We start from the raw sequence: 18,776 nt of genomic DNA, 5'->3' as shown, positions 1-18,776 counted from the left end.
AGGCTAAGTCTGGAAACTGCAGTGAAGGATGTTGAGCGGTGGCGGACCGCGTGCCTCCGCCTTGGCGTGCAGAGCGACGCGTACCTCCGCGAGCTCCACGGGCGTCGGCTCAATGACGCGCATCAGTACCGGCATGAAGGCCGGAAGTTGCGGCGATACATGATCGGCACTCTTGGAATCGGCCTGGCAGTGCGCCAGGCAAAGACCACTCTGGTCGATACGCTTGTTGTCCTCACTCGCGGCCATGTCGGGACACGACTCGGTCATTGCCGCCATCGCGCCGCTGCTCGCCATCTGGTAGCGGCTTCCGGCGCAGGCGTACGTCGCCGCTGCCAGTTGGACTGCCAGGAAGACAACGAGGAGGACGCCGGCGAACCATGGCCGCCGGCAGGCGGAATAACGCAAGCTTTGCAGTGCCGTGGGCGAGATAGTCGCAAGCATACTGTCTTTTGCGGGCGTTGCAACCCGGCTGCGTGGCAGGCCGTGGCACCTCTGGCTGCAAGGCTTCATCGCCAACGGGCCGCTCGTTCTCTTACTGGCCCTGCGCCCCGCGATACCGCGGCAGAGGCGCTGCCTCCCTGTCATCACGATGTCTTGGTCGCCGTGTACGTTGCCGCGTCAAAATGTCACAGGCATCGTCAGCCGGGGCATTTTTCCCATATCTATTCTTCTACATTTCCATTATTGTGGAATAATGGAAGAAAACGATGTCGCACAGGGCGACCCAGATGGTCAGGTAGCGTTCGAAGAAGCCAATGGCGGGCTTGGTCGAAATGGGGGCGTGGGTGGTGGCGTTTTGATTCATGAGTTCCGGCGCCTTCAGTTCTTCGCGATCGCGTTGAGCGCGTCCTGCAGTTCGGCGTTGCTCATGGTTTCCAGCGGCAACGCCAGCAATTGCAGCATGCGGTAGCTAATGGCCTCGCGCGTCAGTTCGAAAACCGCAAGCTGGGTGTCGCGCACTGCGTGGCGGGCCCATCGTCGCTGATCGGCGCCAGCAACTTCTCGAGCTGGCCGTGGCGACGGCGATCAGCCTGTTCGGCTTCAAGTCGGGGGCAGCGCTCGCGACGGTGGTCGGCGTGCTGATTGAAGTGCCGGTCATGCTGCTGTTCGTCAGCATCGTCAATCGGACCCAATCCTGGTATGAAGCGGGGTCGAAGGCCTGACGCTTGCCCCCAGGCAAACAACAAGAACTGCTTAACGCCCGGCCCTGGTCCCGGGCGTTTTTTGTTTCCGCCCAAGGAGGGCCCGGTATGCGCAGCGCCATCGATGGCAGGCAAGTGACCGCCTCACCCGCACCGCCGGTACGGCTAGCCGTGGTTGTGCCTGCGTTGGGCATTGCGCAGATTGCCTCGTGGGGCAGCCTCTACTATGCGTTTGCGGTGTTGTCCGGGCCGATCCAGGCTGAACTGCAGATCGATCAGCCGGTTCTCTTCGGGGCGTTCACGCTGGCACTGCTGGTGTCCGCGCTGACAGCGCCCCGGTGCGATCGACCGCTTTGGCGGCAAGCGCATCCTGTGCGCCGGTTCCCTCCTCGCCGCGCTGGCACTGGGGACGCTGGCGATGGCGCTGGCGCCGCTGTGCTATGCCTTTGTGGCGTCGAGCGGCGCGCCTTTCGTATGGCGGGTGTTGGCGCTGTCAGCGCTGGCAAGTCTGTCGCTGGTGTTGCTGATTGCGGCGACCCGATCAGGGATGTCGCGCAGGTGCCGCCTGTCCCGACCGCAACCAGGCTACGGCAGCGCCGGCTGGCCTGCGTCGGCGATCGTAGTGCTCAGGCCGTCTGGGACGAGACGCGGCGCCGCTTTGCAACTTCCGGCTTGCATTCCACCTTCGCCACGCCGCAGCCCTCAGGACTGCCCTCGCAGCAATGCTCCATCAGGAAGGCAATGAGTTCGTTCATCTTGTCGAACTGTGCCCGGTAAATCACGAACTTCCCTTCCTGGGTGCTCTTGATCAGACCGGCGTGGACCAGTTCTTTCAGATGGAAAGACAGCGTGGCGGGCGGCACGCCTAACGCTTCGCCGATCCGGCCCGCGCTGACGCCTTCCAGGCCGGCCTGCACCAGCAAGCGGAAGATCGCGAGTCGGGAATCCTGGGCAAGTGCAGCCAGCGCTGCGACGGCGGTTTCGTTCTTCATTTGTCGAACTGTAGAGGCATTGGCGCAACCGGCGCAAGCTTGGGCGGGGCAAACCCAGGCGCAAAAAAGCCCGCAAGATTGCGGGCTCGGAGATGAATCCTTGCAAGACCTGCCAGGCAGGGCTCAGAACGGAATATCGTCGTCCATATCCTCGAAGCCATTCGACGGCGCCTGCTGCGGACGGCGCGCACCGCCACTCTGACCACCACCCTGGCCGCCACCCTGGCCGCCACCCTGGGCGCCACGGCCGCCGCCATAGCCGCTACCGCCGCCGCCCGAGGCTTCACGGCTGTAGCCACCGCCACCAGCGCCGCCGTAGCCACCTTCGTCACCACCGCCGCCGCCACCCTGGCGCGCACCCAGCATTTGCATCTGGTCGGCGACGATTTCCGTCGAGTACTTATCCTGGCCGGACTGGTCCTGCCACTTGCGGGTGCGGATGCGGCCTTCGATATAGACCGACGAGCCCTTGCGCAGGTACTGGCCGGCGATCTCCGCGAGCTTGCCGAAGAAGGCGATGCGGTGCCACTCGGTGGCTTCCTTCATCTCGCCGGACCCCTTTTCCTTGTAGCGGTCGGTGGTCGCCAGGCGGATATTGGTGACGGCGTCGCCGCTGGGCATGTAGCGCGTCTCGGGGTCTGCGCCGAGGTTGCCGACGAGAATGACTTTGTTGACCGATGCCATTTGAATGTTCTCCAAAAGCCACGCGCTGTGTTGAAAAGCGTGGCAATACGATAAGGGTGAAGCTAACTGTAGTGTGACCCGATACTGCGCCAGCGGCTACCGCATCCGGCTGCCTTGCCCGTCACCGCGGCGCCGCCAGGCGCAGCAACGTAAACGAACATCGCGCCCCCGGCCGGACGTCGGGTGGCGCGATCATGCTAGGCCATTTTCAGGCCGGAATTCTTTACGGTTCGATGCGGCTTGGGCCAGCTTCGGGTGCAGATTCAGGCCGCTGCTGCCGGCGCGCCTTCCTGTCCACGGGCCGGCGGCGCCTTCATGCTCCAGGCGATTATAAGCCAGAGCAGCAGCACCGCCGCGCAGCCGACGAACACCGCGCTGCGCCCTTCATGCTTGAGCAGCCAGCCGCCCCCGGCGCCGCCCAGGAACAGGCCCAGCGCCTGCGTGGTGTTGTACACCCCCAGCGCCGCCCCCCGCGCAGCCGCGGCATAGCGCGATACCAGCGACGGCTGCATCGCTTCCAGCACGTTGAACGCGACAAAGAAGAGCAGCAGCACGCCGACGATGGCCCACAGGCCATGCACGGCGGCGAACAGCAGTTGCACCGCCGTCATCAGCGCGACCGCGCCGAGCAGCACCGGACGCACGCGCCCGTAGCGCTCGGCCGCCATCATCGGGCCCAGCATCAGCACGAACGACACCAGCACCACCGGCAGGTAGACCTTCCAGTGCTGGTCCAGCGGCATGCCGGCATCGCTCAGCATGGTCGGCACCACCATGAACATCGCGACCTGCGAGGCATGCAGCGCGAGCACGCCGACGTTCAGCCGCGCCAGGTCGGCATTGAGCAGCACGTGGCGGAACGGCAGGCGCACCGGGTGCGGCGCCGGCGGGCTCGGCACCAGGAACAGCGTCACGGCAATGGCGACCACGCCCAGCACCGACATCAGGCCGAAGATGCCCGACATGCCGATGCTGTGCAGCAGTGGCGAGGCGATCACCAGCGATAGCGCAAAGGTCAGGCCGATGCTGCCGCCGACCATCGCCATGGCCTTGGTGCGATGGCGCTCGCGCGTCAGGTCGGCGATGCAGGCGGTGATAGCCGCGGAAATCGCGCCCATGCCCTGCAGCGCGCGGCCGGCGATGATGCCGGTGAGCGTGTCCGAGAACGCGGCTACCAGCCCGCCCGCGATGAACAACAGCAAGCCGGCCACCATCACCGGCTTGCGCCCGACGCGGTCGGACAGCCAGCCCAGCGGAATGTGCAGGAAGGCCTGCATCAGGCCGTAGATGCCCATGGCCAGGCCCACGCGCTGGGCATCCTGCCCGTCGGGCAGGGTGAGCGCGTATTCGGCAAAGACTGGCAGGATCAGGAACAGGCCCAGCATGCGCAGCGCGAAAATGCTGGCCAGCGACACGCTGGCGCGCAGCTCGGTGCGCGTCATGCGTTCGCGGGCGGGAGCCTGGGATGCGCCGGCAGGGCTCGCATCCGGGGAAGAAGACTGGATCGGCGGCATTGCGATCGGGGTGATCTTGGTGTTCTCGGAATCGGGTCAGCTGAGGATCGGGCTGGCGGCGCGCGGTTGCCTGTTTTGGTCGGCTCGCGGAGGTCGTGGCCCCCGCTTTCGGGGCCGGGCCGGCGGCGGCTGTGCCGGGTTTCCGGTGCAAGCCCTGTCCGGGCGGACAACCGCGGAAACCGAAGTTGGGTATATTAACAGGTTTGCTCCTTCGCGCTTCCCGGGTCACCTGGCCATGCCAGCTGGCCCCCGGCGTGTGCCCGGGCGCGCATTCCGGCCGTCGCCAGCGGTCGGAAGTGCCAATCGAGGCACTTGTTTCTGCCATTCCTTCAGACAACTCTGCCACCTCCGGCGGGGAACGGCCTGTCTGGCGACGACTTTTCGGCATATGGAAGAAATCAAGATCCGTGGGGCGCGTACCCACAACCTGAAGAACATCAATCTCGACCTGCCGCGCAACCGGCTGATCGTGATCACCGGCCTGTCGGGCTCGGGCAAGTCCTCGCTCGCCTTCGACACGCTCTATGCCGAGGGCCAGCGCCGCTACGTGGAGTCGCTGTCCGCCTATGCCCGCCAGTTCCTGCAGCTGATGGAAAAGCCGGACGTGGACCTGATCGAAGGCCTGTCGCCGGCGATCTCGATCGAGCAGAAGGCCACCAGCCACAACCCGCGCTCGACGGTCGGCACCGTCACCGAGATCCACGACTACCTGCGCCTGCTGTATGCCCGCGCCGGCACCCCCTACTGCCCCGACCACAACCTGCCACTGCAGGCGCAGAGCGTGTCGCAGATGGTGGATGCGGCACTGGCGCTGCCGGAGGACACCAAGCTGATGATCCTGGCGCCGGTGGTGGTCGACCGCAAAGGCGAGCATTCGGACCTGTTCGACAGCATGCAGGCGCAGGGCTTCGTGCGCTTTCGCATCCGCTCGGGCGGCGGCACCGCGCACGAGGCCGAGGCCAGGGTCTACGAGGTCGACGCGCTGCCCAAGCTGAAGAAGACCGAGAAGCACAGCATCGACGTGGTGGTCGACCGCGTGAAGGTCCGCGCCGACATCAAGCAGCGCCTGGCCGAATCGTTCGAGACCGCGCTGCGCCTGGCCGATGGCCGCGCGCTGGCGCTGGAGATGGATACCGGCAAGGAGCACACCTTCAGCTCGCGCTTTGCCTGCCCGATCTGCTCGTACTCGCTGCAGGAGCTGGAGCCGCGGCTGTTCTCGTTCAACAACCCGATGGGCGCCTGCCCGAGCTGCGACGGGCTGGGCCAGATCACCTTCTTCGATCCCAAGCGCGTGGTGGCCTTCCCCAACCTGTCGCTGGCCTCGGGCGCGATCAAGGGCTGGGACCGCCGCAACCAGTTCTACTTCCAGATGCTGCAGAGCCTGGCGGCGTACTATGACTTCGACACCGAGACGGCGTTCGAGGAGCTGCCGGAGAACGTGCAGCAGGTGGTGCTGCACGGCTCGGGCGAGCAGGAAATCCCGTTCACTTATATCAACGAACGTGGGCGCACCACCGTGCGCGCGCATGTGTTCGAAGGGATCATCCCCAACCTGGAGCGGCGCTACCGCGAAACCGATTCCGTCGCCGTGCGCGAGGAACTGGCCAAGTACCAGAACAACCAGCCCTGCCCGGCCTGTCACGGCACGCGCCTGCGCACCGAGGCGCGCCACGTCAAGCTGGGCGAGGGCGAGCAGGCGCGCGCGATCTTCGAGATCAACGGCTGGCCGCTGCGCGACGCGCTGACGTACTTCCTGACGCTGGACATGCACGGCGCCAAGCGCGAGATCGGCGACAAGATCATCAAGGAGATCTCCGCGCGGCTGAACTTCCTGAACAACGTCGGGCTGGATTACCTGTCGCTGGAGCGCAGTGCCGATACGCTGTCGGGCGGCGAGGCGCAGCGCATCCGGCTGGCGTCGCAGATCGGCTCGGGCCTGACCGGCGTGATGTACGTGCTGGACGAGCCCTCGATCGGCCTGCACCAGCGCGACAACGACCGCCTGATCGGCACGCTCAAGCACCTGCGAGATATCGGCAACTCGGTGCTGGTGGTCGAGCATGACGAGGACATGATCCGCGCCTGCGACTATGTGGTCGATATCGGCCCGGGTGCCGGCGTGCACGGCGGCATGATCGTGGCCGAGGGCACGCCGCGGCAGATCGAGGAATCGCCGGCATCGCTGACGGGACAGTACCTGTCGGGCCAGCGCCGCATCGAGGTGCCGAAGAAGCGCTCCGCGCCGGACGACGAACGGCTGCTGCGCATCGTCAACGCCAGTGGCAACAACCTGCGCAACGTCACCGCCGAGGTACCGGTCGGCCTGTTGACCTGCATCACCGGCGTTTCCGGCTCAGGCAAGTCGACGCTGATCAACGACACGCTTTACCACGCGGTGGCGCGCCACCTGTACGGCTCCACGCCGGAACCGGCCGCGCACGACCGTATCGAGGGGCTGGAGCATTTCGACAAGGTCATCAACGTCGACCAGAGCCCGATCGGCCGCACGCCGCGCTCCAACCCGGCTACCTACACCGGCCTGTTCACGCCGATCCGCGAACTGTTCGCCGGCGTGCCGTCGGCCAAGGAGCGCGGCTACGATCCGGGCCGCTTCTCGTTCAACGTCAAGGGCGGGCGCTGCGAGTCCTGCCAGGGCGACGGCGTGCTCAAGGTCGAGATGCACTTCCTGCCCGACGTCTACGTGCCTTGCGACGTCTGCCACGGCAAGCGCTATAACCGCGAGACGCTGGAGGTGCTGTACAAGGGCAAGAACATTTCCGAGGTGCTGGACCTGACCGTCGAACAGGCGCATGAATTCTTCAGCGCGGTGCCGGTGGTGCGGCGCAAGCTGCAGACGCTGCTGGACGTGGGCCTGGGTTATATCCGACTGGGGCAGTCGGCGACCACGCTGTCGGGCGGCGAGGCGCAGCGCGTCAAGCTGTCGCTGGAGCTGTCCAAGCGCGATACCGGGCGCACGCTCTACATCCTGGACGAACCCACCACCGGGTTGCACTTCCACGATATCGAGCTGCTGCTCAAGGTCATCCACAAGCTGCGCGACCAGGGCAATACCGTGGTCATCATCGAGCACAACCTCGATGTCATAAAGACCGCGGACTGGCTGATCGACATGGGCCCGGAAGGCGGTGCGGGCGGTGGGCAGGTGATCGCGCGCGGCACGCCGGAGGATGTCGCCAGGAGCAAGGCCAGCTTTACCGGCAAGTACCTGGCGCCGCTGCTCAAGCGGGCCTGAGTTCAGTCCAGCCCGGCGGCTGGCAGCACGCGCGTGCGCCGCGCGGCGCCGCCGGACTGCAGCTCGATCGCGACGCCGCCGCCGCTGTCCGCGCCGTGCCCGGTCAGCGCGGTGATCACTACCTGGTGCGTGACCAGCAGGTAAGGCCCGCCGCGCGGGTCGAGGCCGTCGATAAAGCGCGACAGCTGCGCGGTCTGTGCTTCGCGGCGCTGCGCATCTGCGCCAAAAAATGAATTGAGCAATGGCTGGACCCGCACCGGACCCAGGTCGATCAGGCGTGCGGTGTCCTGGCAACGGCACCAGGCGCTGCTGTAGACCTGCGTCGGCCGGAAGCCTGCCGCCTTCCAGCTGCTACCGAGCCTGGCCGCCTGCTGCCGGCCATTCACGTCCAGGTTGCGTTGGGTCGAACAGTCGTCCAGTTTGAAACCCGGTGGATCTCCGACTCCCGGCGCACTCGCATGCCGCAGCACGACGACGACATTGGGGCGCTTCAGCTCACTAACGGCGATTTCGCCCTGTGATGCCGGAACGACCTGGGCGGCGGCCACGGATGGCGCCATGGCAAGCCATGCAAGGAAGAGGCGAAGAAGCGGCATCGGCGTCTCCGGTGACGGGCCAGTCCATCCTGTATAGCAGGTACGCGTGCCAGGCAAAGATCGCCCTGCCCGCTTGCATTCACCACCCCGCGCCCTACCATGAACCGGACGACGGCAAGCCGCGCCGCAATTCAGGAGCCAGCCATGGAACTGACGGTCGTACCGGTGACCAAGCCGGAAGCCACCAACTTCATCCTCGGTCAGTCGCACTTCATCAAGACCGTGGAGGACCTGCACGAGGCGCTGGTGGGCACCGTGCCCGGTATCCGCTTCGGGCTGGCGTTCTGCGAGGCCTCGGGCAAGCGCCTGGTGCGGTGGTCGGGAACGGACGAAAGCCTGATTGACCTGGCCTGTGAGAATGCGCGCGCCATCGGCGCGGGGCATAGCTTCCTGATCTTCCTCGGCGACGGTTTCTTTCCGGTGAACGTGCTGCCCGCGGTGCGGGCGGTGCCGGAGGTGTGCAGGATTTTCTGCGCGACGGCCAATCCGACGCAGGTGATCATCGCCGAGACCGATGCCGGGCGTGGCGTGGTTGGCGTCATTGATGGCGCCTCGCCGCTGGGGATCGAAACCGAGGCGGATGTGGCCGAGCGGAAGGCGTTGTTGCGGAAGTTCGGCTACAAGCTCTAGCGCAGCGCTTCGTGCTGCGCCGCCTGCACCCTCGGCACCGGCGGCACGTCGTCTTCCTTCATCCGGCTCCGGTTCAACACCCCAGCCTGCTCCAGCACCGGATAAGCCGTCGCACAGAACAGCGAATTCAGCCGCTTCAGCTCGCTGATCACGTCCAGGTGCAGCGAGCTGGTTTCAATGCTCTCCGCGGTCTGCACCGCCACGCGCTGCAGATGGGTGCGCGCGTACTTGCGCTCCAGTTCGCGGAAGTTGGCCTTTTCGGCCATCAGCGCCTGCGCGCTCTTGAGATCGCCGTTGAGGAACACCGACAAACCCAGCCGCAGGTTGGCGACCAGCCGCGCATGCATCTCGGCGATCTCCTGCATGCCCGCCTCGGAGAACATCAGGTTGTGGGCGATCTTCTTGTCCTTGGTATCGAGCAGGATGCGCTCGATGATGTCGCCGGCGTGTTCCAGGTTGATGGTCAGCGAGATGATTTCGGTCCAGCGCTGGCCGTCGCGCTCGTCCAGCGCTTCCAGGCTGATGCGGGTCAGGTAGAGCTTGATCGCGGTGTAGAGATCATCGACCTCGTTGTCGATGCGGCAGGTGGCGGTGGCCAGCTTGGCGTCGTTGGTGCGCAGCACGCGCAGCATGTTGTCGAGCATCTGCTCGACGCGGTCGCCGATGCGCAGCACTTCGCGCGAGGCGTTGGACAGCGCCAGCGTGGGCGTGGACAGCGCGGCGGTGTCGAGATGGCGCGGCGTGACCTGGCTGTCGCCGGTATTGCGTCCGGGTAGCACCTTCTCGCACAGGCGCGCCAGCGGCCCGGTCGCGCCCAGCAGCAGCACCGCCAGCGTGACGTTGAAGAGCAGGTGGAAGTTGACGATCAGCCGTTGCGGGTCATGGTCGAGCAGCGCCAGCAGTTCTTCGGCCTGACCCAGCAGCGGCAGCGCGACCAGGCAGCCCAGCAGGCGCGACAGCAGATTGCCCAGCGTCACGCGCTTGCCCGGCTGGTTGTTGCCCGAGGTGGTCAGCAGCGCCGATATGCCCGAGCCCAGGTTGGCGCCCAGCACCAGCGCCAGCGCCACGTGGATCGACACCACGCCGGCAGAGGCCAGCGCGCCGCAGAACAGCACCACGGCCAGGCTGGAATAGCACAGGATGGTCAGGAAGGCGCCGATCAGCATGTCGAGCGCGGTGTCGCCGGTCAGCGTGCTGAACAGCACCTTGACGCCGGCGGCCTGGACCACGGGGCGCGTCGCGATGGAGATCAGCTCGAGCGCCAGCGTGATCAGGCCCAGCCCGATCAGCACGCGCCCGACGTGGCCCGGCTTGCTGCCCTTCCAGCTCAGATGGCAGATCACGCCAACGAAGATCAGCAGCGGCGACAGCCACGACAGGTCCAGCGAGAACACCTGCACCATCAGCGCGGTGCCGACGTTGGCGCCGAGCATGATGGCCAGCGCCGGTGCCACGGCGATCAGGCCCTGGCCGACGAAGGAACTGACGATGACCGCGGTGGCGTTGCTGCTCTGGACCAGCCCGGTGACGCCGAGGCCGGCAGCAAAGGCGGTGAAGCGATTGGAGACGCTGGTCGACAGGACGTGGCGCAGGTTGGCGCCGTAGACGCGCAGGATGCCGACCTTGACGATGTTCGTGCCCCAGACAAGGAGGGCCACGCCTGATAACAGGTGAAGGAGTACGCCCATTGTGCGCCTTTGTGTGACCGGTGCCGAAATACTGCCAGGAGGCTCGGCCCGATCATCGTGTCGTTGTCAAGGGCTCATTATGCGCCCGTCACCCGACAGCGGCAACGGAGGGGCCAGGCGCTGCGGGCCGCAGGCAACACACAGGCAACACAAGGCGGGAAGGCCGCAGCGAAGCGCCCGCCGCGGCATCAGGGCGGGACCAGGACAACCTCAGGGCAGCGCGACCTTGATCCCGAGCCCGACGAAGATGGCCCCGGCGGCGCGGTCCAGCCAGCGTCCAGTAGCCGGGCGGCGGCGCAGCCAGGCGCCGAGCCAGCCAGCGCACAGGCCGAACAGCGAGAACACCACCGCGGTCTGCAGCATGAAGACCACGCCCAGCAGCAGGAACTGCAGCCCCGGATGCGCGGCATCGGCGCGCACGAACTGCGGCAGGAACACCAGGAAGAACAGCGTGACCTTGGGGTTCATCACGTTGCCGAGCACGCTCTGGCGGAACACGCGCGCCAGCGGCACCGCATCGACATCGCCGCCCTGCGCCAGCCCGCCCTTGGCGCGCAGCGCCTGGATGCCAATCCAGATCAGGTAGGCTGCGCCCGCGTACTTGATCAGCTGGAACGCCAGCGGCGACGAGCGCAACACCGCCGCCAGCCCGACCGCGGCGATCACGGTATGGAACAGGCAGCCGACCGAGAACCCCAGCGCCGCCACCAGTCCTGCGCGCCGTCCCTGCGCCATGCCGCGCGCCAGCACCTGCAGGTTGTCGGGGCCGGGCGCCACCGTGACGGCGATCGAGGTCAGCAGGAACAGCAACAGGTCTGGCATGGCGTCTCCTTCAGCGCAAAGTCCGGTCTCTCAGTGTCTGAAATTCAATGCCCCTCAAAGCGGCACACCGTGAACAGCGGCAGCCCGCCGTCCTGCAGCAGCCTGGAGCCGCCCAGCTCGGGCAGGTCGACGATGGCAGCGCCTTCCACCACGGTCGCGCCCAGCCGCTCCAGCAGCTTGCGCCCTGCCATCATGGTGCCGCCGGTGGCGATCAGGTCGTCGACCAGCAGCACGCGGTCACCGGCCTTGCAGGCATCGGCATGGATCTCGACGGTGGCGCTGCCGTATTCCAGCTCATACTCCTCGGCCACGGTCTGGAACGGCAGCTTGCCCTTCTTGCGGATCGGCACGAAGCCCAGGTTCAGCTCGTACGCGACGATCGCACCCAGGATAAAGCCGCGCGCGTCGATGCCCGCTACCAGGTCGAGCTGCGCATCCATGTAGCGGTGCACAAAGACGTCGATCAGCACGCGCAGGGTCTTGGGGTTCTGCAACAGCGGGGTGATGTCGCGGAACATCACCCCGGGCGCGGGCCAGTCCGGCACGGTCCTGATGCGGTCGCGCAGGTAGCCGGTGACGTCGCCGAGGTCGGGGGACTGGATGATGGAATCTGCCATAGGAATCTGGAAACGGAACGCGCGCTATGTCGCGCGCCGGTAGGAAAGCTGTTCGCGGTATCGGGCCGCAAGTGACGCCAGCTGCGGTAACCCCTGCGGTAACCCATTACCACCCGCGCCGTGGCACCGGCCAGCACAATGACCCTGCCGGCCGCCGCGCCGGGCTGCCGGGTCCGGCACCTGCCGGACACCCGTAACCATACAGGAGACCGCGATGGCAAAGAAGATTCTGATGCTGGTCGGCGACTACGCCGAAGACTACGAAACCATGGTGCCGTTCCAGGCGCTGCAGATGGTCGGCCATACCGTTGATGCCGTATGCCCCGACAAGAAGGCGGGCGACGCCTGCGCCACCGCCATCCACGATTTCGAGGGGGACCAGACCTACACCGAGAAGCGCGGCCACAACTTCACGCTGAACGCGACCTTTGCCGAGATCGACCCCGCCGCGTATGACGCGCTGGTCATCCCCGGCGGCCGCGCGCCGGAATACCTGCGGCTGAATGCGCGCGTGCTGGAGATCGTGCGCCACTTCGCCCAGGCGGACAAGCCGATCGCCGCGGTCTGCCACGGCGCCCAGCTGCTGGCCGCGGCCGGCGTGCTGGAAGGCAAGACCTGCTCCGCCTACCCCGCCTGCGCGCCGGAAGTAAAGTTGGCCGGCGGCACCTATGCCGAGATCCCGGTCGACCAGGCCCATACCGACGGCAACCTCGTCACCGCCCCGGCCTGGCCGGCGCATCCGGCATGGCTGGCGCAGTTTCTTGCGGTGCTGGGCACGCGGATCGTACATTAGAGCCTTCCGAACGCGGCGCCAGTGCCGGCGTCACGGCAGTGCGCGGCCCATGCGACGGGCGGCGCACCCGCACGCCGGCCGTGCCGCCTGCAGGGGACTTTGATGTGTGAAATATTTATCCGCGCCAACCCGGCCTCTTACCAGAGCCAGGCGCGCTCGCTGCGCCTGCGCGGCGTGGCTACCAGCATCCGGCTGGAAAGCCTCTTCTGGGAAGTGCTGGAAGAACTGGCGCGGCGCGACGGCATGACCGTCAACCAGCTGATCACCCGCCTGCATGACGAGCTGAGCGCCCATCGCGGCGCCGAGGCCGTCGCCGGCAATTTCTCGTCCTTTCTGCGAGTGTGCTGCCTGCGCTACCTGATGTTGCAAGGCGAAGGCCGCATCCCCGCCGACCCCGCCGTGCCGATCCGCTCGCTGGACGCGCGCGCGGTGCTCGACAATCTGCCTGAGTCCTGGGCGGAAACGCGTCCGCATTGATACCGGCGGGCGGCTGTCTCAACCGTTCAGGATGCGCGTTTCGGCCGCTTCCAGCGCTTCAGGCGGGCCGCGCAGCACGACGATATCGCCCGGCTCCAGCACGGTCTCGGGCTCGGGGTCGAAGGCGCGGATGCCGCGCCGGCGCACCGCGGTCACCTCTACGCCGATGCGGTCCAGGCCCAGCACGCCCAGGCGCCGCCCGACCGCGGTGGACTGCGGCCCGAGCGATACCGAATGCAGCCGCACCGAATCGCGCTCGACCATGTCGTCGTCATCGTCGCGGCCATGGAAGTAGCCGCGCAGCAGGCTGTAGCGCGCGTCGCGCGCCTCCTGCACGCCGCGCACCACGCGGCGCATCGGCACACCCAGCAGCACCAGCGCGTGCGAGGCCAGCATCAGGCTGCCTTCGATGATTTCGGGCACCACCTCGGTGGCGCCGGCCTTCTGCAGCGTGTCCAGTTCGGAATCGTCGACGGTGCGCACGATCACCGGCAGCGCCGGCGCCAGTTCCTGCACGTGGTGCAGCACCTTGAGCGCCGACGGCGTGTTGGCGTAGGTGACGATCAGCGCGGCGGCGCGGTGGATGCCGGCGGCGATCAGCGCCTCACGCCTGCCGGCATCGCCGTAGACCACGGTATCGCCGGCGGCGGCGGCCTCGCGCACGCGGTCGGGGTCGAGGTCGAGCGCGACGTAGGTGATGCCCTCCCGCTCGAGCATATGCGCCAGGTTCTGCCCGCTGCGGCCGAAGCCGCAGATGATCGCGTGCTTCTCGGTCTGCAGGCTCTGCGCGGCGATGCGCGTCATGTTCAGCGACTGCATCAGCCATTCGTTGGCGGCAAAGCGCAGCACCACGGCGTCGCTGTACTGGATCAGGAAGGGCGCCGCCAGCATCGACAGCAGCATCGACGCCAGGATCACCTGGATCAGCACCGGGTCGACCAGGTTGAGCCCGTCGATCTGGTTCAGCAGCACGAAGCCAAACTCGCCCGCCTGCGCCAGCCCGAGCCCGGTGCGGATGGCCACGCCCTGGCGCGAGCCAAAGAGCCGCGCCAGCACCGTGATCAGCACCAGCTTGAACACCACCGGCACCACCAGCAGCGCCAGCACCAGCCACAGGTGGTCGAGCACCACGCGGATATTGAGCAGCATGCCGATGGTGACGAAGAACAGGCCCAGCAGCACGTCGCGGAACGGCTTGATGTCTTCTTCCACCTGGTGGCGGTACGGCGTCTCGGAGATCAGCATGCCGGCCATGAACGCGCCCAGCGCCATCGACAGCCCGAGCCGCTCGGTCAGCGCCGCCATGCCCAGCGTGACCAGCAGCAGGTTCAGCATGAACAGTTCCTGCGAGCGGCGCGCTGCCACCACATGGAACCACCGGCTCATCAGGCGCTGGCCGAGGAAGAAGATCACGCTCAGTGCGACCACGATCTTGACCGTGGCCAGGGCCAGGGCCTTCACCAGGTCGCCCGGGTCCTGCGACAGCGCCGGGATCACGATCAGCAGCGGCACCACGGCCAGGTCCTGGAACAGCAGGATGCTGATGATGTTGCGGCCGTGCTCGCTTTCCAGCTCCATGCGCTCGGACAGCATCTTGGACACGATCGCCGTGGAGGACATCGCCAGCGCCCCGCCCAGCGCCACCGAGGCCTGCCACGACAGCGCAAACAGCCAGTTGAAGGCCCAGCTCGCCGCCACCACCGCCAGCATCGACAGCACCACCTGCGAGCCGCCCAGCCCGAACACCAGGCGCTTCATCGAGCGCAGCTTGCTCAGGCTGAACTCCAGGCCGATCGAGAACATCAGGAAGACCACGCCGAATTCGGCCAGGTACTTGGTCTGCGCGGTGTCGCTGGCCAGTCCGAGCGCATGCGGGCCAATCAGGATGCCCACGGCGAGGTAGCCGAGCATTGGCGGCAACTGCAGCATGCGGAAAGCGACCACGCCGAATACGGCAGCGGCCAGCAGCACCAGGGTCAGTTCCAGCGGAGAATGCATCAGGCGTGTTTCAGGCGGTCGGGCGGTCAGGCAGTCAGGCGATAGGGAAGCCAGGCTAGCGGAGTGACCGGCCAGGCACGCGTCCGACCCGGCACGGGCACCCTGCCGGGGCAACACGGCAAGCGCGGCGGGCGCCCGGAGGCGACCAAGGCGCCGTCGCATTCGTTGGTATACTTCGTCGCCATGATAGCCAATTTCGATGCGGATCGAGCACTCCGGCTCGCGCGCAATACCCTCCAGACCGAAGCCGATGCGGTTTCCGCACTTTCGGGCCGCCTGACCCTTGACTTTGCCCACGCGGTGCAGTTGATCCTGCAATGCAACGGGCGCGTAGTGGTCTCCGGCATCGGCAAGTCCGGTCATATCGGGCGCAAGGTGGCGGCCACGCTGGCCTCCACCGGCACTCCCGCGTTCTTCGTGCACCCGGCCGAGGCCAGCCATGGCGACCTGGGCATGGTCACGCGCGACGACGTGCTGATCGCCTTTTCCAATTCCGGCGAGACCGGCGAGCTGCTGTCGATCATCCCGATCGTCAAGCGCATCGGCGCCCGGCTGATCTCGGTCACCGGCAACCCCGAGTCCAACCTGGCCAAGCTGGCCGATGTGCACTTGGACGCCGCCGTGGAAAAGGAAGCCTGCCCGCTGAACCTGGCGCCAACGGCAAGCACCACCGCGGCGCTGGCGCTCGGCGACGCGCTGGCAGTGGCGGTGCTGGACGCGCGCGGCTTCGGCGAGGAAGACTTCGCCCGCTCGCACCCGGGCGGCGCGCTGGGGCGCAAGCTGCTGACGCACGTGCGCGACGTGATGCGCACCGGCAACGCCGTGCCCGAGGTACGCGAGAACACCCCGCTGGCGCAGGCACTGATGGAAATTACCCGCAAGGGCATGGCCATGACCGCGGTGGTTGACCCCGACGGCCACGCCATCGGGGTCTTCACCGACGGCGACCTGCGCCGCCTGCTGGAAACCCCGCGCGACTGGAAGACCGTGCCCATCGGCGAGGTCATGCACCGCAACCCGCACGTGGTCAACGAGAACCAGCTCGCCGTGGAAGCGGTACAGGTGATGGAAGCCAACCGCATCAACCAGCTGCTGGTGGTGGACGACGACGGCCGCCTCACCGGCGCGCTCCATATCCACGACCTGACCCGCGCCAAGGTCATCTGAACGGGGCGCAAGCAAGGACACCATGCAGGCACTACTCGCCTCCCTCAGCGGCATCGTGATGCGGCTGCTGCCGCTGCTGCTGATGGCCTTCGTGGCGGGCAGCACGTTCTGGCTGGTCCAGATCAACTCGCCCAAGGAAGACCAGGCCGCGCAGACCACCAAGAAACACGAGCCGGACTACTTCATCGACCGCTTCTCGGCCACCGAGCTGGCACCGGACGGCAGCACCAAGATCCGCTTCACCGGCGATCGCATGGTCCATTTCGAGGACGACCAGACCTACGAGGTGACCCGTCCCGCGATGCGCGCCTACCAGCCCGACCGCCCGCCCGTCACCGCGCGCGCCGACATCGGCCGCATGAACGCCGAAGGCTCGGTGATCGACCTGTACGGCAACGGCTTCATCCTGCGCCAGCAGGGGCCCGACGCGTCCAAGGACCCGCAGTTGACCGCGGCGTCGAGCTACTTCCAGCTGCTGCTCAACGACGACATCGTCAAGACCGACAAGGCGGTCAAGCTCACGCGCGGCCCCTCGGTGATGACAGCCAACGGCCTGATCTTCAACAACGTCACCCGCGAAGTACAATTGCTCGGCAATGTACGCGGCACCATCATCACCGGACCGTCGCCGGGCCGGTGATGATCCCGGCACGGGGCCCCGTTGGCAGCAAGGCTGCAACGAACCCCGCCCGCCCCAGGCACCACCAACACGTACCAAAACGTACCAAGACGCCCTCCAGCGACCCCTGCCAACATGACTGCTTTCCTGACGACATCGTCCCGTCGACGCACCGCCCCTGCCCTGCTGGCTTCGGCAGTGGCCTTCGGCCTGCTGCTGGCCCAGCCCGCCCTTGCCGAGCGCGCGGACCGCGACAAGCCGATGGTGCTGGAGGCCGACAACGCCAGCTACGACGACGTCAAGCAGATCTATACGCTCACCGGCAACGTGGTGCTGACCAAGGGCACCATGATCCTGAAGTCGGACGCGGCCGAGCTGCGCACCGACCCGGAGGGTTATCAGTTCGCCGTGGCCACCGCCAAGCCGGGCAAGCAGGCGTATATCCGGCAGAAGCGCGAGGGTGTCGATGAATATATCGACGGCTGGGGCGACCGCATCGAATACGACGGCAAGCAGGAACTGTCCAAGCTGATCGGCAATGCCCGCATGGCCCGCCTGCAGGGTGCCAAGATGGTCGACGAGATCCGCGGCGCGGTGCTGACCTACGACAGCCGCAAGGAGTTCTACACGGCTGCCGGTAGCGGCGGCGAGGGCTCGCCCGCCAATCCTTCCGGCCGCGTGCGCGCAGTGCTGTCGCCGCGCCAGGACCAGGGCGCCCAAGGCGCGCCCGGTGCCGGCGGCTCGCCGCTGAACCTGAAGTCCGCGCCCGCGCCGGCCAACAAACCCTGACGCCGGCGCCGCATACGACATCCCCTGCGCCGCCGCCTGAATGAATGCCTGAGCCAATGACCGATACCGCAACGATTGCCGAAAAGCCTTTCGTCGAAGCCTCCACCGTCCTAGCCGGGGGCAGCACGCTGGTCGTGCGCCACCTGAGGAAGCGCTATGGCACGCGCACGGTGGTCAAGGATGTCTCGCTGGACGTGAAGAGCGGCGAGGTGGTCGGGCTGCTCGGCCCCAACGGCGCGGGCAAGACCACCTCGTTCTACATGATCGTCGGCCTGGTGGCGCTGGACGAGGGCGATATCGTGCTCGACGGCGACCATATCAGCGGCCTGCCGATCCACGAGCGCGCACGCATGGGGCTGTCCTACCTGCCGCAGGAGGCCTCGGTCTTCCGCAAGCTCAACGTCGAGGAGAACATCCGCGCCGTGCTGGAGCTGCAGGTGGAAAACGGCAAGCCGCTGGGCAAGGCCGAGATCGACCGCCGCCTCGATTCGCTGCTCGACGACCTGCAGATCGCGCACCTGCGCAACAACCCGGCGCTGTCGCTGTCGGGTGGCGAGCGCCGCCGCGTGGAGATCGCGCGCGCACTGGCCTCGTCGCCGCGCTTCATCCTGCTGGACGAGCCCTTCGCCGGCGTGGATCCGATCGCGGTGGGCGAGATCCAGCGCATCGTCAGCTTCCTGAAGGCGCGCAATATCGGCGTGCTGATTACCGATCACAACGTGCGCGAAACGCTCGGCATCTGCGACCACGCCTACATCATCAGCGAAGGCACGGTGCTGGCCGCGGGCGAGCCCGAAGAGATCATCGCCAACGAATCGGTGCGGCGCGTCTACCTGGGCGAGAACTTCCGCATGTGATGTACCGGCCTGCTGAAAGTGGTCAGAAGCGTTGTCTCGAGCGCTACCACACACGGCAGGTTTTGTTCAGGCAGCGCGTGGGATACCCCACAGCGTGCGGCGATCAGAGCGCATCAGCGATAGCAATTTCCGTTCCAA

At 66.7% G+C, this 18,776-nt stretch carries 18 protein-coding genes and 2 pseudogenes; 9 read left to right on the top strand and 11 right to left on the bottom strand.

Features of this window, described 5'->3' with window-relative positions; translation table 11 throughout:
- Positions 1-3: 3 nt before the first annotated feature.
- From AC10V3_RS01880 to AC10V3_RS01870, 3 genes and pseudogenes are all read right to left on the bottom strand, one after another.
- Positions 4-441 carry a hypothetical protein gene (locus tag AC10V3_RS01880; protein ID WP_454751529.1) on the bottom strand — a complete coding sequence of 146 codons (438 nt, stop codon included), beginning with the start codon at positions 439-441 and terminating at the stop codon, positions 4-6.
- Between the two features lie 229 nt (positions 442-670).
- The gene (locus AC10V3_RS01875; RefSeq protein ID WP_022533476.1) at positions 671-805 is read right to left on the bottom strand and encodes a hypothetical protein; all 135 of its coding nucleotides are present in this window, start codon (positions 803-805) and stop codon (positions 671-673) included.
- A gap of 14 nt (positions 806-819) precedes the next feature.
- Positions 820-936 (bottom strand): annotated as a pseudogene (locus AC10V3_RS01870) (arsenate reductase ArsC); the annotation flags it as partial.
- Here AC10V3_RS01870 and AC10V3_RS01865 point away from each other — a divergent pair.
- Positions 937-1,163, top strand: a pseudogene (locus tag AC10V3_RS01865) (arsenic resistance protein); the annotation flags it as partial.
- Positions 1,164-1,768: 605 nt separating this feature from the next.
- Here the strand turns inward: AC10V3_RS01865 and AC10V3_RS01860 are convergent.
- The 3 genes from AC10V3_RS01860 to AC10V3_RS01850 form a co-directional block, all read right to left on the bottom strand.
- A complete protein-coding gene (locus AC10V3_RS01860) occupies positions 1,769-2,134 on the bottom strand; it encodes an ArsR/SmtB family transcription factor (protein ID WP_022533473.1) in 366 nt (121 codons plus the stop codon).
- Positions 2,135-2,257: 123 nt separating this feature from the next.
- Positions 2,258-2,818, bottom strand: coding sequence for a single-stranded DNA-binding protein (locus tag AC10V3_RS01855; RefSeq protein WP_454751528.1), 561 nt, complete (start codon positions 2,816-2,818; stop codon positions 2,258-2,260).
- A 263-nt stretch (positions 2,819-3,081) separates the two neighbouring features.
- Positions 3,082-4,332, bottom strand: coding sequence for an MFS transporter (locus AC10V3_RS01850; protein WP_022533471.1), 1,251 nt, complete (start codon positions 4,330-4,332; stop codon positions 3,082-3,084).
- A gap of 388 nt (positions 4,333-4,720) precedes the next feature.
- On the opposite strand from AC10V3_RS01850, the gene uvrA reads away from it, so the two are divergent.
- A complete protein-coding gene (uvrA, locus tag AC10V3_RS01845; protein ID WP_022533470.1) occupies positions 4,721-7,585 on the top strand; it encodes an excinuclease ABC subunit UvrA in 2,865 nt (954 codons plus the stop codon).
- A 2-nt stretch (positions 7,586-7,587) separates the two neighbouring features.
- Here the strand turns inward: uvrA and AC10V3_RS01840 are convergent, their stop codons facing one another.
- Complete coding sequence (locus tag AC10V3_RS01840; protein ID WP_022533469.1) at positions 7,588-8,181, bottom strand: histidine phosphatase family protein; 594 nt, start codon at positions 8,179-8,181, stop codon at positions 7,588-7,590.
- Positions 8,182-8,325: 144 nt separating this feature from the next.
- Between AC10V3_RS01840 and AC10V3_RS01835 the strand changes: the two genes are divergently transcribed.
- Entirely contained in the window at positions 8,326-8,811 is a 486-nt protein-coding gene (locus AC10V3_RS01835; protein WP_022533468.1) for an adenosine-specific kinase, read from the top strand.
- Here the strand turns inward: AC10V3_RS01835 and AC10V3_RS01830 are convergent.
- From AC10V3_RS01830 to AC10V3_RS01820, 3 genes are all read right to left on the bottom strand, one after another.
- On the bottom strand, positions 8,808-10,499 hold the full coding sequence (locus AC10V3_RS01830; RefSeq protein ID WP_022533467.1) for a Na/Pi cotransporter family protein: 1,692 nt from the start codon (positions 10,497-10,499) through the stop codon (positions 8,808-8,810). The two genes, AC10V3_RS01835 and AC10V3_RS01830, sit on opposite strands and share 4 nt — an antisense overlap.
- A 210-nt stretch (positions 10,500-10,709) precedes the next feature.
- Positions 10,710-11,321, bottom strand: a complete 612-nt coding sequence (locus AC10V3_RS01825; RefSeq protein WP_022533466.1) for a LysE family translocator — start codon at positions 11,319-11,321, stop codon at positions 10,710-10,712.
- A gap of 44 nt (positions 11,322-11,365) precedes the next feature.
- Positions 11,366-11,938, bottom strand: a complete 573-nt coding sequence (locus AC10V3_RS01820) for an adenine phosphoribosyltransferase (protein ID WP_022533465.1) — start codon at positions 11,936-11,938, stop codon at positions 11,366-11,368.
- 214 nt (positions 11,939-12,152) lie between these two features.
- Between AC10V3_RS01820 and AC10V3_RS01815 the strand changes: the two genes are divergently transcribed.
- Both AC10V3_RS01815 and AC10V3_RS01810 read left to right on the top strand, forming a co-directional pair.
- On the top strand, positions 12,153-12,731 hold the full coding sequence (locus AC10V3_RS01815) for a DJ-1/PfpI family protein (RefSeq protein ID WP_022533464.1): 579 nt from the start codon (positions 12,153-12,155) through the stop codon (positions 12,729-12,731).
- Positions 12,732-12,833: 102 nt separating this feature from the next.
- On the top strand, positions 12,834-13,208 hold the full coding sequence (locus AC10V3_RS01810; RefSeq protein WP_022533463.1) for a ribbon-helix-helix domain-containing protein: 375 nt from the start codon (positions 12,834-12,836) through the stop codon (positions 13,206-13,208).
- 18 nt (positions 13,209-13,226) lie between these two features.
- Here the strand turns inward: AC10V3_RS01810 and AC10V3_RS01805 are convergent, their stop codons facing one another.
- A complete protein-coding gene (locus tag AC10V3_RS01805; RefSeq protein WP_022533462.1) occupies positions 13,227-15,206 on the bottom strand; it encodes a monovalent cation:proton antiporter family protein in 1,980 nt (659 codons plus the stop codon).
- A 183-nt stretch (positions 15,207-15,389) separates the two neighbouring features.
- Here AC10V3_RS01805 and AC10V3_RS01800 point away from each other — a divergent pair, with 183 nt between their 5' ends.
- From AC10V3_RS01800 to lptB, 4 genes are all read left to right on the top strand, one after another.
- Positions 15,390-16,373 (top strand): KpsF/GutQ family sugar-phosphate isomerase, encoded by a 984-nt coding sequence (locus AC10V3_RS01800; RefSeq protein ID WP_041681225.1) that lies wholly within the window; start codon positions 15,390-15,392, stop codon positions 16,371-16,373.
- A gap of 22 nt (positions 16,374-16,395) precedes the next feature.
- The gene (gene lptC, locus AC10V3_RS01795; protein WP_022533460.1) at positions 16,396-17,013 is read left to right on the top strand and encodes an LPS export ABC transporter periplasmic protein LptC; all 618 of its coding nucleotides are present in this window, start codon (positions 16,396-16,398) and stop codon (positions 17,011-17,013) included.
- 114 nt (positions 17,014-17,127) lie between these two features.
- Positions 17,128-17,781: a lipopolysaccharide transport periplasmic protein LptA gene (gene lptA / locus AC10V3_RS01790; protein WP_490923007.1), complete on the top strand. Its 654-nt coding sequence runs from the start codon at positions 17,128-17,130 to the stop codon at positions 17,779-17,781.
- A gap of 56 nt (positions 17,782-17,837) precedes the next feature.
- Positions 17,838-18,638 carry an LPS export ABC transporter ATP-binding protein gene (gene lptB / locus AC10V3_RS01785; RefSeq protein WP_022533458.1) on the top strand — a complete coding sequence of 267 codons (801 nt, stop codon included), beginning with the start codon at positions 17,838-17,840 and terminating at the stop codon, positions 18,636-18,638.
- Positions 18,639-18,776 lie beyond the last annotated feature (138 nt).

Source organism: Cupriavidus sp. PB-02, from assembly GCF_058252315.1.
Note: the sequence above shows the minus strand (reverse complement) of the source record. Positions and strands in the feature narration are given on the sequence as shown.

Excerpts from the sequence above, each read along its gene's own strand:
- AC10V3_RS01880 (WP_454751529.1), bottom strand. The coding sequence starts at position 441 with ATGCTTGCGACTATCTCGCCCACGGCACTGCAAAGCTTGCGTTATTCC.
- lptA (WP_490923007.1), top strand. The coding sequence starts at position 17,128 with ATGACTGCTTTCCTGACGACATCGTCCCGTCGACGCACCGCCCCTGCC.
- AC10V3_RS01800 (WP_041681225.1), top strand. The coding sequence starts at position 15,390 with ATGATAGCCAATTTCGATGCGGATCGAGCACTCCGGCTCGCGCGCAAT.
- AC10V3_RS01850 (WP_022533471.1), bottom strand. The coding sequence starts at position 4,332 with ATGCCGCCGATCCAGTCTTCTTCCCCGGATGCGAGCCCTGCCGGCGCA.
- AC10V3_RS01810 (WP_022533463.1), top strand. The coding sequence starts at position 12,834 with ATGTGTGAAATATTTATCCGCGCCAACCCGGCCTCTTACCAGAGCCAG.
- AC10V3_RS01820 (WP_022533465.1), bottom strand. The coding sequence starts at position 11,938 with ATGGCAGATTCCATCATCCAGTCCCCCGACCTCGGCGACGTCACCGGC.
- AC10V3_RS01860 (WP_022533473.1), bottom strand. The coding sequence starts at position 2,134 with ATGAAGAACGAAACCGCCGTCGCAGCGCTGGCTGCACTTGCCCAGGAT.
- AC10V3_RS01830 (WP_022533467.1), bottom strand. The coding sequence starts at position 10,499 with ATGGGCGTACTCCTTCACCTGTTATCAGGCGTGGCCCTCCTTGTCTGG.
- AC10V3_RS01815 (WP_022533464.1), top strand. The coding sequence starts at position 12,153 with ATGGCAAAGAAGATTCTGATGCTGGTCGGCGACTACGCCGAAGACTAC.
- AC10V3_RS01875 (WP_022533476.1), bottom strand. The coding sequence starts at position 805 with ATGAATCAAAACGCCACCACCCACGCCCCCATTTCGACCAAGCCCGCC.
- lptB (WP_022533458.1), top strand. The coding sequence starts at position 17,838 with ATGACCGATACCGCAACGATTGCCGAAAAGCCTTTCGTCGAAGCCTCC.
- AC10V3_RS01805 (WP_022533462.1), bottom strand. The coding sequence starts at position 15,206 with ATGCATTCTCCGCTGGAACTGACCCTGGTGCTGCTGGCCGCTGCCGTA.
- AC10V3_RS01840 (WP_022533469.1), bottom strand. The coding sequence starts at position 8,181 with ATGCCGCTTCTTCGCCTCTTCCTTGCATGGCTTGCCATGGCGCCATCC.
- uvrA (WP_022533470.1), top strand. The coding sequence starts at position 4,721 with ATGGAAGAAATCAAGATCCGTGGGGCGCGTACCCACAACCTGAAGAAC.
- AC10V3_RS01855 (WP_454751528.1), bottom strand. The coding sequence starts at position 2,818 with ATGGCATCGGTCAACAAAGTCATTCTCGTCGGCAACCTCGGCGCAGAC.
- lptC (WP_022533460.1), top strand. The coding sequence starts at position 16,396 with ATGCAGGCACTACTCGCCTCCCTCAGCGGCATCGTGATGCGGCTGCTG.
- AC10V3_RS01835 (WP_022533468.1), top strand. The coding sequence starts at position 8,326 with ATGGAACTGACGGTCGTACCGGTGACCAAGCCGGAAGCCACCAACTTC.
- AC10V3_RS01825 (WP_022533466.1), bottom strand. The coding sequence starts at position 11,321 with ATGCCAGACCTGTTGCTGTTCCTGCTGACCTCGATCGCCGTCACGGTG.